12 protein-coding genes are annotated in these 12,514 nt (G+C 69.2%); 5 read left to right on the forward strand and 7 right to left on the reverse strand.

Translation table 11 applies throughout. The features are described 5' to 3' along the window. Positions 1–39 precede the first annotated feature (39 nt). The 3 genes from cydB to ACFYTS_RS00840 form a co-directional block, all read right to left on the reverse strand. A complete protein-coding gene (cydB, locus tag ACFYTS_RS00830; RefSeq protein WP_357282660.1) occupies positions 40–1,089 on the reverse strand; it encodes a cytochrome d ubiquinol oxidase subunit II in 1,050 nt (349 codons plus the stop codon). A 9-nt stretch (positions 1,090–1,098) separates the two neighbouring features. After that, positions 1,099–2,571, reverse strand: a complete 1,473-nt coding sequence (locus ACFYTS_RS00835) for a cytochrome ubiquinol oxidase subunit I (protein ID WP_357282662.1) — start codon at positions 2,569–2,571, stop codon at positions 1,099–1,101. Positions 2,572–2,687: 116 nt separating this feature from the next. Next, the gene (locus ACFYTS_RS00840; RefSeq protein WP_387300431.1) at positions 2,688–3,614 is read right to left on the reverse strand and encodes an aminodeoxychorismate lyase; all 927 of its coding nucleotides are present in this window, start codon (positions 3,612–3,614) and stop codon (positions 2,688–2,690) included. A gap of 210 nt (positions 3,615–3,824) precedes the next feature. On the opposite strand from ACFYTS_RS00840, the gene ACFYTS_RS00845 reads away from it, so the two are divergent. The 4 genes from ACFYTS_RS00845 (at position 3,825) to ACFYTS_RS00860 (ending at position 6,978) form a co-directional block, all read left to right on the forward strand. After that, positions 3,825–4,937, forward strand: coding sequence for a YgfZ/GcvT domain-containing protein (locus ACFYTS_RS00845; protein ID WP_387300433.1), 1,113 nt, complete (start codon positions 3,825–3,827; stop codon positions 4,935–4,937). After that, a complete protein-coding gene (locus ACFYTS_RS00850) occupies positions 4,934–5,599 on the forward strand; it encodes an MOSC domain-containing protein (protein ID WP_387300435.1) in 666 nt (221 codons plus the stop codon). Before ACFYTS_RS00845 ends, ACFYTS_RS00850 begins: the two co-directional genes overlap by 4 nt. Before the next feature lie 16 nt (positions 5,600–5,615). Beyond that, positions 5,616–6,578, forward strand: coding sequence for an asparaginase (locus tag ACFYTS_RS00855; protein WP_387300437.1), 963 nt, complete (start codon positions 5,616–5,618; stop codon positions 6,576–6,578). 187 nt (positions 6,579–6,765) lie between these two features. Then, positions 6,766–6,978 carry a DUF3073 domain-containing protein gene (locus ACFYTS_RS00860; RefSeq protein WP_213558229.1) on the forward strand — a complete coding sequence of 71 codons (213 nt, stop codon included), beginning with the start codon at positions 6,766–6,768 and terminating at the stop codon, positions 6,976–6,978. A gap of 185 nt (positions 6,979–7,163) precedes the next feature. Here the strand turns inward: ACFYTS_RS00860 and purM are convergent, their stop codons facing one another. Together purM and purF are read right to left on the reverse strand one after the other, a co-directional pair. After that, complete coding sequence (gene purM / locus ACFYTS_RS00865; RefSeq protein WP_357282670.1) at positions 7,164–8,243, reverse strand: phosphoribosylformylglycinamidine cyclo-ligase; 1,080 nt, start codon at positions 8,241–8,243, stop codon at positions 7,164–7,166. A 206-nt stretch (positions 8,244–8,449) separates the two neighbouring features. After that, a complete protein-coding gene (gene purF / locus ACFYTS_RS00870) occupies positions 8,450–10,054 on the reverse strand; it encodes an amidophosphoribosyltransferase (RefSeq protein WP_379276305.1) in 1,605 nt (534 codons plus the stop codon). Between the two features lie 74 nt (positions 10,055–10,128). Between purF and ACFYTS_RS00875 the strand changes: the two genes are divergently transcribed. Beyond that, complete coding sequence (locus ACFYTS_RS00875; protein WP_387300440.1) at positions 10,129–11,472, forward strand: YhgE/Pip domain-containing protein; 1,344 nt, start codon at positions 10,129–10,131, stop codon at positions 11,470–11,472. 3 nt (positions 11,473–11,475) lie between these two features. Here ACFYTS_RS00875 and ACFYTS_RS00880 read toward each other — a convergent pair whose 3' ends face one another. Further along, a complete protein-coding gene (locus ACFYTS_RS00880; protein ID WP_387300442.1) occupies positions 11,476–11,862 on the reverse strand; it encodes a sterol carrier family protein in 387 nt (128 codons plus the stop codon). A 9-nt stretch (positions 11,863–11,871) separates the two neighbouring features. Further along, positions 11,872–12,513: a CPBP family intramembrane glutamic endopeptidase gene (locus ACFYTS_RS00885; protein ID WP_387300444.1), complete on the reverse strand. Its 642-nt coding sequence runs from the start codon at positions 12,511–12,513 to the stop codon at positions 11,872–11,874. Between the last annotated feature and the right edge of the window lies 1 nt (position 12,514).

Below are 12,514 nucleotides of genomic sequence, written 5' to 3' on the forward strand. Positions count from 1 at the left end.
GCCGCCCTGGGCCTTCCGGCGGGGCGGCGCGCCCCGGGTTCAGCTCTTCGCGGATTCCATGGGCAGCCCGATCGGGGCCGGGATCTGTTCCATGGTGAGCCGCTTGCGGAACACCCAGTACGTCCAGGCCTGGTAGACCAGCACGACCGGGACCAGCGCCACCGCGACCCAGCTCATCACCACCAGCGTGTAGTGGGTGGAGGAGGCGGCGACGGTGCCGTCGCGGCCGTCGACGGTGAGGCTGAACGCGTCGTTGATGGTGGACGGCAGCACATTCGGGAACAGCGACCCGAACAGCAGCACGGTGGCGGCCGCGATGGTGATCGCGGTGCCGGTGAACGCCCAGCCGTCGCGACCCTGGCTCGCGGCGAAGCCCGCGACCAGCAGTCCGATCACGGCCAGCGCCAGCGGAATCCAGGTCCAGCCGTGCCCGTGGGCGAGCTGGGTCCAGACGCCGAAGGCGGCCACCACGACGGCGGTGGGCACGAACAGCACGCGGATGATGCGTTGCGCGTCGTCGCGGACGTCGTTGCCGGTCTTGAGGGCGATGAACATCGCGCCGTGCAGCATGAACAGCAGCAGCGTGGTGAGCCCGCCGAGCAGCGCGTACGGGTTGAGCAGGTCGAAGAAGTTGCCCTCGATCTGCTTGCGCTCGTTGAGCTGCACGCCGTGCACGATGTTGGCGAAGGCCAGGCCCCAGGCCAGGGCGGGGATCCAGGAGCCCAGACCGATGCCGATGTCGCACCAGGTGCGCCAGCGTGGGTCGTTGATCTTGCCGCGCCATTCGATGGCGCAGGCCCGCGCGATCAGCCCGACCAGGATGAGCAGCAGCGCCAGGTAGAACCCGGAGAACAGGCTGGCGTACCACTCCGGGAAGGCGGCGAACATGGCGCCGCCGCCGGTGAGCAGCCACACCTCGTTGCCGTCCCACACCGGTCCGATGGTGTTGAGCACGGTGCGCTTCTTCTGCTCGTCACCGCGCCCGATGATCGGCATCAGCATGCCGACGCCGAAGTCGAAGCCCTCCAGCACGAAGTAGCCGGTGAACAGGACCGCGATCAGCAGAAACCAGAATTCAGGGAGACTCATCCTCGGCTCCTAGTAGGCGAAGGAAAGCTTCTCGACGGGCTCCCCGGTCATCTTCGGGGTGTCCGGGGTGGATGCCTGCTCGGGTCCGGCGATCACGTAGCGGCGCATCAGATAGAACCACCCGATGGCCAGCAGCCCGTAGAGCGCGGTGAACACGATCAGCGAGGTGAGGATCGTGCCCGCCGAGACCCCGGAGACGCCCTGCTGCACGGTCATCCGGATGTGCTGGTCGCCGGTCGGGTTGGGTGCGACGACCCAGGGCTGGCGGCCCATCTCGGTGAAGATCCAGCCGGAGATATTGCCCAGGAACGGGGTGGCGATCGCGATCAGCGACAGCCAGCTGAACCAGGTCTGGTCCGGGATCCGCCCGCGGCGGGTGACCCAGAATCCGGCCAGCGCCAACAGGATCGAGCCGGCCATCCAGGTGATCATGGCGCGGAAGGACCAGTAGGTGACGAACAGATTGGGCCGGTAGTCGCCGACACCGTACTTCTGGTTGTACTCGACCTGGAGGTCCTTGACTCCCTGCAAGGTGACGCCGGTGAATTCGCCGGTGGCCAGCCACGGCAGCACGTAGGGCACCTCGATGAGGTGGTCCACGCTGTCGCAGTTGTTGTGGGTGCCGACGGTCAGCACGGAGAAGTCCGGATCGGTCTCGGTGTGGCAGAGCGATTCGGCGGACGCCATCTTCATGGGCTGCTGCTTGAACATCAGCTTGCCCTGGATGTCACCGGTGAAGATCAGCGCCACCGCGGCGATGAGGACGACGTACAGGCCCATGCGCGCGCTCGGCCGCCACATGGTGCGGGCGTCCTCGAGGAGTGCCTCGTTCCCTTCCGCCTTGGCCTTGCGGGCATTTCGCACCATCCACCAGCCGGCGATGCCGGCCACGAACGTGCCCGCAGTGAGGAAGGCTCCGGCGATCACGTGTGGGAAGGCGGCGAGGGTGGTGTTGTTGGTGAGCACCGCCCAGATGCTGTGCAGTTCGGCGCGACCGGTCTCCGGGTTGTACTCCGCGCCGACCGGGTGCTGCATGAACGAGTTGGCGGCGATGATGAAGTAGGCGGAGGCGTTGGTGCCGATGGCGACGAGCCAGATGCACGCCAGGTGGAGCTTTTTCGGCAGTCTGGTCCAGCCGAAGATCCACAGGCCCAGGAAGGTCGATTCCATGAAGAAGGCGACCAGCGCCTCCATGGCCAGCGGGGCGCCGAACACGTCGCCGACGAAGCGGGAGTATTCGCTCCAGCCCATGCCGAACTGGAATTCCTGCACGATGCCGGTGGCGACGCCGAGGGCGAAATTGATCAGGAACAGTTTGCCGAAAAACTTTGTGAGCCTGAGCCAGTGCTCCTTACCGGTGATCACCCACGCGGTCTGCATGCCCGCGACGAGCGGTGCGAGGCCGATGGTGAGTGGCACCAGGATGAAGTGATAGACGGTGGTAATTCCGAACTGCCAGCGCGCCAGATCTACGACGCTCATCCGACCTCCCTGCCGATCTACGACATGACGTAGTAACAGAGACTACGCGTCAGGAGGCGCGGATCAACGTATGCCTCGCCACATCAAGCCCGATATTTGCTGGAACGTGATCGGGACTACCAGTCGGCGAGGCTCCCGGGGAGCGCGATGCCGCGGTTCACCATCTCGACGATCTCGGCCGCATTGTCCGGCGGCGACATGCGCAGTCCGTCCAGCGAATTGACCCGCGCGGCCAGGGTGATCGAGGACAACATCCACACGGCGTCCGCGGTGATCAGGTCGGCTGTGAACAGCGGCTCGTAGCGGCACTCCCAGCCCGCCTTCTCCGCTTGCGCGAACAGCGCCCGCTGCGTGGTGCCGGGCAGGACGCCGTGGCGGGCGGGCGGGGTGATGAGCTGGTTGTCGCGCTGCACGACCACGGTCGAGCGCGGACCCTCGAGGACGCGGTGCTCGGTGCTGGTGAAGATGACGTCGTCGGCGCCCATCCGCTGGGCGAACCGCAGCGCGGACATATTCGTCGCGTACGACAGGGTTTTCGCGCCCATCAGCAGCCACGGCGCGTTCTGGGCCAGGTCGATGGAGATGCCTTTGGAGAGGGTGATCACCGAAACGCCTTCGGTGCGCGCCTTTTCCACCCGCGCGGGGACTCCGACCACGAAAACGTAACCGGTGGTGGCGGGTTCGGCTCCGGCCAGATCTCCCGTCTTGTTCGCCAGACGTTCGCCCCCTCCGCCGTGATCACTGTCACGTCCGCGGGTCAGGACCATCCGCAGGGTGCCCTCGCGGTCCCTGCCCCATTCCTCGGCGGCCAGTTCGACCGCGAACCGCCACGCCTCGAGGTCCGGCGCGGGGAGATCCAGCGCCTCCGCCGAGCGCCGTAGCCGCGCCAGATGCATTTCCAGCGCGCACGGAACGCCGTCGCGCACCAGCACCGTCTCGAAGATGCCGTCGCCCCGCAACGCACCGATATCGTCCGCATACAACAACGGCGCGTCCGGATCCCGGATCGCGCCGTCGAGTGTCACCAGAACCCGTTCCACCATGCGATGAGCCTAGGGGAGTCGACGGGTCCTGGGTGCCATACTGTGCCACCCGGCCCGTCAAGCCACCTGCCACGACCTGCTGGAAGCAGGGCTCGCGTTTCAAACCTGCCCAAATGCGCCACCGGCGCGTCCCGGGGACGACATCGGTCCGGGTCCGGCTCCCGGGCCGTGCGCTCGAGGCCTGTCGCCGCGAGCCGCTAGGGTGGAGTCGTGTCCTCCTCGGTTGCCAGTCCGATCTTGCAGGTTCCAGGGGCTGTCGCGGGGCTGCCGGAGTCACCGGATGCCGCGGTCGCGTGGCATTACGGCGATCCCTTCGGGGAGCAGCGCGCGGCGGCGGAGCGGGTCGCGGTGGTGGATCGCTCCCACCGGTTCGTGCTCTCGATCACCGGCAAGGAACGACTGAGCTGGCTGCACACCATTTCCAGCCAGGCCGTCGCCGATCTCGGTGACGGGGAGTCCGCGGAGAACCTGGACCTCGATCTCAACGGCCGCGTGCTGAACCACTTCGTGCTCACCGAACTCGACGGCACGGTGTGGATAGACACCGAAGGCGCGCGCGGACCCGAACTGCTGAGCTTCCTGCAGAAGATGGTGTTCTGGGCCGACGCCAAGCCCGTCGACGCCAACGACCACGCGGTCCTGAGCCTGCTGGGCCCGGCCGCGGCCGACCTCGTCGCCGCCCTGGGCGTGCCCGCCCTACCCGACACCTACCGCGCGGTCCCGCTGCCCGGCGGCGGCTTCCTGCGCCGCATGCCCTGGCCCACCGCCGACTCCTTCGACCTGCTGGTCCCCCGCGATCAGCTCGCCGCCTGGTGGACCACGCTGCGCGACGCGGGCGCGGCGGCCGCGGGCCTGTGGGCGTTCGAGGCGCTGCGGGTGGCCGCCCTGCGCCCCCGTCTGGGCCTGGACACCGACGATCGCACCATCCCGCACGAGGTCAACTGGATCGGCGGCCCCGCCGAACACGGCGCCGTACACCTGAACAAGGGCTGCTACCGCGGTCAGGAGACGGTCGCGCGGGTGCACAATCTCGGCAAGCCGCCCCGGCACCTGGTGCTGCTGCACCTGGACGGCTCGGCGGATTCCCGTCCGGCGCCCGGTGATCCGGTGACGGCGGGCGGCCGCGCGGTCGGCACGCTGGGCACGGTGATCGACCACTACGAACTCGGCCCGATCGCGCTGGCCCTGATCAAACGCACCATCCCGGCGGACACCGAACTGGTGGCCGGCCCGTGCGCGGCGGCCATCGACCCGGATTCGGTGCCCGCGCACGACGAACCGCAGGCCGGGCGGCTCGCCGTCGAGAAGCTGCGCGGCCGATGACCGCCGCCCCTGTCGGCCGGGTGCTGGCCGTCTGCGTCGTGCACGCCGAACTCGAGGTGCCGGCCAAGTCCTCGAAGGTGGGCCGCACCGCCATCGACAAACGTCCGGTGCCGCACCGGGTTCCGGTCCGGGCCCTCGGCCTGGACGGCGACCACGTGTGCGACACCAAGCATCACGGCGGCGCCCACCAGGCCGTCTACGCCTACGCCGAGGAGGACGCGCGGCGCTGGTCCACCGAACTGGGCCGCGAACTCGCGGCGGGCTGGTTCGGCGAGAACCTGCGCATCGCCGGGCTCCCCGTCAGTGACGCTGTGCTCGGTGAGCGCTGGGCCATCGGCGACACCCTGCTCGAGGTGTCCGCCCCGCGGGTCCCGTGCGCCACTTTCCAGTGGCGCACCGGTGAGCCGCAGTGGGTGAAACGCTTTACAGCCCAGGCGAATACGGGCGCCTACCTGCGGGTTCTGACCGAGGGCGGGATCGGCGCGGGCGACGAGGTGCGGGTGGTGCACATCCCCGAGCACGGCGTCACGGTCCGCGATCTGTTCGCCGGCACGGACCCCGCGCGCCTGGAGTTGCTGGAATCCGCCGAGCCCACCCTCTCCGACGACGTCCGCATGCAGATCGACCGTCACCGCCGCCGCCATGCCGCGGCGGCCCGATGACAGCGAAGGGGCACCGATGAGCGTCGACCTGGTCGAGGTGGTGCGGTCCGGTTTCCGCGAGTGCGTGCACCGCGGTTCCGCGGTGGTGCTGCGCCCCGACGGTGAGCCGCTGGTCGAGGTGGGTGCGGTGCACGGCCCGATCTTCCCGCGCTCCACCAACAAGCCGCTGCAGGCGCTCACCCTGCTGCGCAACGGTTTCGAACCGGTGGACGACGCCGAGCTGGCCATCGCCACCGCCTCACATTTCGGCGAGCCCGATCACGTGGAGTTGGTGCGGCGGTTGCTGGACCGCTTCGGTTTCACCGAGGACGACCTGGAGTGCCCGCCGGATCTGCCGTTCGAGGAGCAGGCCCGGGCCCGGGTGCTGGCCGGCGCCGACCGTGACAAGGCGGCTCGACGGATCTTCATGAACTGCTCCGGCAAACACGCCGCCATGCTCGCCACCTGCGTGATCAATGATTGGCCGACCCGCGGCTATCTCGAGGTCGGGCACCCGTTGCAGCAGGCGGTGCTGGACACCGTGGCCGAGGTGACCGGTGAGCCGGAGACCGATCTCGGCATCGACGGGTGCGGCCTGCCCATCGTGCCGGTGTCGCTGGTGAATCTGGCCCGCGCCTACGCGGGTTTCGCCACCGCGCCCGAGGGTGCGCCGGAACGCCGCGTCGCGGACGCGATCCGTGCTTATCCGCGAGTGATTTCCGGCACGGACGGCCCCGATTTTCGCGTTATGTCCGCGACGCCGGGACTGGTGTGCAAGATCGGCGCGGACGGGGTGCACGCGGGTGCGCTGCCGGACGGTTCGGCCTTCGCGTACAAGATCGATGACGGCGCCGATCGCGCGCGGCTTCCGCTGACGCTGGCCATTCTCCAGCGTATGGGGGTCGAGTGGACCGCTGCGCACGCTGAGCTGGCAACGCCCGCGGTGCTGGGCGGCGGAGCTCGCGTCGGCATCATTCGAGCGATTCCCGGCGTCCTGTAGTCGCCGGTCCGCAGGGTTTTCAGGATCGCCCGGTCGTCGCCGGTCCCGGCCCCGGGACGTTTATCCCCCACTCCTGGAAGCGCGACCGCCTGACACACGCTAAAGTGTTCGTCAGGAAGAGTATTAATTCGAACGGGGCCGCCAAACCCACCCCAGGCCGCCCCGCAGTGACGCGAGGGGGTCAGCCATGGGCCGTGGCCGGGCTAAGGCAAAGCAGACCAAGGTTGCACGGGAGCTCAAGTACAGCTCACCGTCGACCGACTTCACGAGCCTTCAGCGCGAACTGTCGGGGAGTCCCTCCGACACGCAGCTGAGTGGTGCTGTGCTTTCCGACGAGCACGACGCGAAGGACTCGCGTGCGGGCTGGGACGAAGACGACTACGACGACTGGCGTCGCTGACCTCGGATTTTCGCCGTGTAAGGGGGAGGCCCACTATGGCCTTCCCCTTTAGCACGTCGATATGCCCCGAGGTCAGGGCCATTCGCTGAGCATCCGCGGCGAACAACTAGCCGGTCCCCCTTCCTACCGGCGAAAAGACAAACGGCCCCGGCACTCTCGCGAGTGCCGGGGCCGTTCTCTGTCTGCTAGAAGCGCGGGTGGTCGCCCACCAGCGCGACGCGGGCGGCGTCGGCGTCCTTGGCCTTCTTCACCGTGCCGAGGGTCCAGCAGTCGATGTGGCGGGCGGTGAGGACGGCCAGCGCGCGGTCGGCGTCCTCGGGCGCGACGACGGCGACCATGCCGACGCCCATGTTGAAGGTCTTCTCCATCTCCAGGCGCTCGACGCGGCCGCGCTGGGCGATCATCTTGAAGACCGGGGCCGGGTTCCAGGTGCCGCGGTCGAGCTCGGCGACGAGTCCGGCGGGGAGCACGCGGGCCAGGTTCTGGGCCAGGCCGCCGCCCGTCACGTGGCAGAAGGTGCGCACGTCGGTCTCGGCGATCAGGGCCAGGCAGTCCTTGGCGTAGATCTTGGTCGGCTCGAGCAGCTCCTCGCCGAGGGTGCGGCCGAATTCCTCGACGTGCCCGGTGAGGGACATGCGGTCGATGTCGAGCAGCACCTTGCGGGCCAGCGAGTAGCCGTTGGAGTGCAGGCCGGAGGAGCCCATGCCGATCACCACGTCGCCGGGGCGGACGCGGTCGGGGCCGAGCACGGCGTCGGCTTCGACGACGCCGACACCGGTACCGGAGATGTCGTAGTCGTCGGCGCCCATCAGGCCGGGGTGCTCGGCGGTCTCGCCACCGAGCAGCGCGCATCCGGCGATGACACAGCCCTCGGCGATGCCGGACACGATCTGCGCCACCCGCTCGGGCACTACCTTGCCGACGGCGATGTAGTCCTGCAGGAACAGCGGTTCGGCGCCGCAGACCACCAGGTCGTCGACGACCATGGCGACCAGGTCGAGGCCGATGGTGTCGTGCTTGTCGAGCGCCTGCGCGACCGCGATCTTGGTGCCGACGCCGTCGGTGGAGGCGGCGAGCAGGGGCTCCTTGTAGCCGCCCTTCAGTGCGAACAGTCCTGCGAAGCCGCCGAGGCCGCCCTGCACTTCGGGGCGGGAGGCCTTCTTGGCCAGGGGCGCGAACAGCTCGACTGCGCGGTCACCGGCTTCGATATCGACGCCGGCCGCCGCATACGAGGCACCGGCACCACTGGGGGTCTGTTCAGTCATTGTCGGGGAGAGCTCCAAGCCGAATCGTCGGATAGATGCCTGCTCACGCTAGCAGGAGCGCCGGTGCGCACCGGAGGCGCACGGCGTTGCGACCGTCCACCCGTTATGCGTGCGGGCGGGTTGTCACGGGAAAGCCACGGCGCCCGTTCGCGATTGCGCGAGCGGGCGCCGAGACCGCTTGCGCGGTGGCCACTCAGCGCTCAGCGCTAGGGGCGACTCAGCGCCGAGGCGTTGGCGTTGTCGGCCAGCAGCTCGGTTTCGGTGGTGCCGGACAGCATGCCCTCGAGCACGTTCTTGCCGATGGCGGTCTCCACCGGCAGCGCGATCGGGTACTCGCCGTCGAAGCAGGCGCAGCACAGCCGCGAGCGCGGTTGCTCGGTGGCGGCGACCATGCTGTCGAGGGAGATGTAGCCGAGGCTGTCCGCGCCGATGGAGCGGCGCACGCCCTCCACCATGTCGTCGAGGCTCTCGCCCTCGATGCCGTCGGGGCCCGCGCCGTTGGCGATCAGCTCCGCGCGCGAGGCGAAGTCGATGCCGTAGAAGCAGGGCCACTTGACCGGCGGGGAGGCGATCCGGACGTGGATCTCCAGGGCGCCCGCCTCCCGCAGCATGCGGATCAACGCGCGCTGGGTGTTGCCGCGCACGATGGAGTCGTCGACCACGATGAGCCGCTTGCCGCGGATCACCTCGCGAAGCGGGTTGAGCTTCAACCGGATTCCGAGCTGGCGGATTGTCTGGCTGGGCTGGATGAAGGTGCGGCCCACGTAGGCGTTCTTCATCAGACCCTGGCCGTAGGGGACGCCGGAGCCCTGCGCGTAGCCGACGGCGGCGGGGGTGCCGGATTCCGGGACCGGGATGACGAGGTCGGCCTCGACGGGGTGTTCGGCGGCGAGGCGGCGGCCGATGTCGACGCGGGTGGCGTGCACCGAGCGGCCCGAGATGGTGGAGTCGGGGCGGGCCAGGTACACGAATTCGAAGACGCAGCCCTTGGGGGTGGGGTTGGCGAAGCGCAGGGAGCGCACGCCGTCGGCGTCGATGGCGAGCAGTTCGCCCGGCTCGATCTCGCGGACGAACGAGGCGCCCACGATGTCGAGGGCGGCGGTCTCACTGGCGACCACCCAGCCGCGGTCGAGGCGGCCCAGGCACAGCGGGCGCACCCCGTGCGGGTCGCGGGCGGCGTAGAGGGTGTGCTCATCCATGAAGGTGAGGCAGAACGCGCCCTTCAGGGTCGGCAGCAGCTCCATGGCGGCCTGCTCGATGCTCTTGTCGGCGGCGGCGTGCGCGAGCAGCGCGGTCATCACGTCGGAGTCCGAGGTGGCGGCCATGCCGCCCGCCAGGCGGCCGGTGACCAGCCCGAGTTCCCGTGCGCGGGCGCTCAATTCGGCGGTGTTGACCAGGTTTCCGTTGTGGCCCAACGCGATTCCGGTGCCGACCGCGGTGGTGCGGAAGATCGGCTGCGCGTTCTCCCAGGTGGTGGAACCGGTTGTGGAGTAACGACAGTGGCCGACGGCCACGTGGCCGGGCATGGCGGCCAGGGTTTGTTCGTCGAAGACCTGGCTCACCAGGCCGAGATCCTTGAAGACCAGCACCTGCGAGCCGTCGGCGACCGCGATGCCCGCCGCCTCCTGTCCGCGATGCTGCAATGCGTATAGTCCGTAATACGTGAGCTTTGCCACATCTTCGCCCGGTGCCCAGACACCGAACACACCACACTCTTCGCGCGGTTCGTTCTCGTCCTGATCAACGGTCGTGGCGGAGGCGGGGAGATTCACCGTTTGCTCCCTGTTCGGCGGGCTGGGGGCGAGAGCCATTCTACGGGTAACCGCAAGGCAACCCGCCGTTGGGATAACGGAGATGGCAGCCGGTTTGCTGTTAGCGTGCGACGGTGGCGAGCACCGACAGCACCGGTCGCGCGGAAACCGGTCCGCGACGCAGGCATCTGAGCCCGATCCGGTGGGCGTTCCCGATCGTGGTGGTCACGCTGCTGGCCTCGCTCCTGGGCGTCATGTATCTCGACTACGTCGTGGACCCGGAGAAGAATCTGCACGATTTCCCGATCGCCCTGGTGAACCAGGATGTCGGTGATGATCTGAAGACCGGCGATCAGGTCCAGCACGTGAACTTCGGCGATCAGGTCGCGGACGGTCTCACCAAGGCGGTCCCGGCGGACAAGATCGATCTGCGGGTGCTCGGCATCAACGAGGCACAGCTGCAGATGCAGTCGGCGCGGGTGTACGGCACCATCATCATCCCCAGCGACTTCTCCAAGCGGCTCGGCATTCTCGGGGTCGGCAGCGTGGTGCCGGGCGAGATCACCAAGCCGGTGCTGACGCTGCAGACCAATCCGCGCACCGGCGCGTTCGCGACCGCGGTGGTGCAGAAGTTCGGTGAGCAAGCTCTCACCCAGGTGAACGCCGAGGTCGGCAAGCAGCTGACCGATCAGGTAACCAAGCAGCTGACTCCGCCGCCGGGCGCGCCCCCGACCGAACTGTCCGCCGCGACCCGGCTGGTGCTGGCGCAACCGCTGGACATCGTGACCGAACAGTTCCGGCCACTCCCGGGCGGTTCCGGCGAGGGGCTGACGGCCTTCTTCTACAGCCTGCTGCTCCTGCTGGTCGGCATGGTCGGCGCGATGATCATCCACCAGCTCATCGACTCCGCCCTCGGATTCCTGCCCACCGAGTGGGGTCCCTGGTACGTGCACTATCCGCGCGCGTCCATCTCGCGGGTGCGCACGCTGCTGATCAAGTGGTCGGCGATCGCGGTGATGGCGGTGGTGGTGTCGGGGGCGCTGGAGGGCATCGCGTCGCTGCTCGGCATGCCGATCGACAGACCGCTCCTGCTGTTCCTCTACGGCGCGCTGGTGATCACGGCCGTCGGCTTCACCTGCGCCTCGACGCTGGCCGCGATCGGCACCGCCGGCCTGATCATCAATCTGATCGTGTTCATCATCCTGGGCCTGCCGTCCTCGGGCGGCACCATCCCGATCGAGGCGACCCCGAAGTACTTCGGCTGGCTGGCCACGTTCGAGCCCATGCACCAGGTGTTCCTGGGCACCCGCTCGATCCTCTACTTCTTCGGCGACGGGCAGGCGGGCCTGACCCGCGGCGTCTGGATGGCGCTGCTCGGCCTGGCCATCGGCGTGGTGTTCGGCCTGTTCATCACGCGCTTCTACGACCGGAAGGGCTTGGAGCGCAAGCCCGCGACCCTGCCGGACGCGGCGGCGTAGCACTCAGAGCGGGACGACCGGCAGCCAGCGCGCGACCTCGCCCGCCCGGCTGCCGGAGGCGGTGAGGGCGGCCGATTCCACCGCGGCGCCGAAGTCGAGCAGACCGGTCGCCAGCAACAGCCAAGTCCGAGCATCTGTTTCGACGACATTGGGCGGATTTCCGCGGGTGTGCCTGGGACCCTCGATGCACTGGACGGCGACGAAGGGCGGAACCCGCACCTCGACCGAGTGGCCGGGGGCGTCGGCCGCGAGCGCCCGGGCGGTGCCGCGGACCGCCGCCGCGATCTCGGTGCGGGCGGGCGCGGGCGCGGAGTCGTCGCGCAGCCACTCCCCCACCGCGGCGACCGCCGCTCGCACCTCCGCCGGATCCACCGCACCTCGTCGCGCCATGCCGTGAGGCTACTGCGCGAGGCGGCGGGCCAGTCGAGGGGCGAGGGCTCCGCCCGCATTGAGGGCCAGATGCAGCAGGGCCGGGGCGGTGGCGCTGCCGGTGCGGCGGCGCAGCAGGTCGAACACCAGGCCCGCCCCCGTGGTGAGGGCGACGGTGCCGGCGATCGGGTCGGCGGCGGCACGCGCGGGCTGGATGTGGGAGAGGCCGAAAACCAGTGCGCCCGCGACGGTTCCGATCTCGCCCGCCGTGCGTTCCAGCAGCGGCGTCAGGGTGGAGCGGTAGACCAGTTCCTCGGTCAGGACGGTGCCGCCGGGAATGTGCAGGGCGGCCCATTCCAGGGTGGAGACGCCGGGGCCCCGGTCGGCGAGTCCGGCCAGGTGGCGGCGGGCGGCCGGAATGGCGAGGGCCGCGGCGTAGCCGGACAGCACGGTACCCGCGGCGACGGCTCCGGCCCGGATGCCGCGGCGGGACCCGAAGGTCGGGTCTCCCCGAAAGGCGAGGGTGTACGCGAGCGCGTAGCCGGTGTTGGCGGCGGTGCGGCCGCGCACATCCAGGCGCAGGGCCGGGAGCAGGTGGTTGCTCCAGATCAGCGGTATCGCCATGGCGGCCAGGGCTTTCGGATGCAGTAGCGCGCGGGCCCGGGCGCGCACG

It is taken from the genome of Nocardia sp. NPDC004151 (assembly GCF_042874235.1).
Classification (GTDB): Bacteria; Actinomycetota; Actinomycetes; order Mycobacteriales; family Mycobacteriaceae; genus Nocardia.

Bases quoted from the DNA above. Each gene is read 5' to 3' on its own strand.
- purF (WP_379276305.1), bottom strand. From the start codon at position 10,054: ATGGCTCTCGCCCCCAGCCCGCCGAACAGGGAGCAAACGGTGAATCTC.
- ACFYTS_RS00860 (WP_213558229.1), top strand. From the start codon at position 6,766: ATGGGCCGTGGCCGGGCTAAGGCAAAGCAGACCAAGGTTGCACGGGAG.
- purM (WP_357282670.1), bottom strand. From the start codon at position 8,243: ATGACTGAACAGACCCCCAGTGGTGCCGGTGCCTCGTATGCGGCGGCC.
- ACFYTS_RS00850 (WP_387300435.1), top strand. From the start codon at position 4,934: ATGACCGCCGCCCCTGTCGGCCGGGTGCTGGCCGTCTGCGTCGTGCAC.
- ACFYTS_RS00855 (WP_387300437.1), top strand. From the start codon at position 5,616: ATGAGCGTCGACCTGGTCGAGGTGGTGCGGTCCGGTTTCCGCGAGTGC.
- ACFYTS_RS00840 (WP_387300431.1), bottom strand. From the start codon at position 3,614: ATGGTGGAACGGGTTCTGGTGACACTCGACGGCGCGATCCGGGATCCG.
- cydB (WP_357282660.1), bottom strand. From the start codon at position 1,089: ATGAGTCTCCCTGAATTCTGGTTTCTGCTGATCGCGGTCCTGTTCACC.
- ACFYTS_RS00880 (WP_387300442.1), bottom strand. From the start codon at position 11,862: ATGGCGCGACGAGGTGCGGTGGATCCGGCGGAGGTGCGAGCGGCGGTC.
- ACFYTS_RS00835 (WP_357282662.1), bottom strand. From the start codon at position 2,571: ATGAGCGTCGTAGATCTGGCGCGCTGGCAGTTCGGAATTACCACCGTC.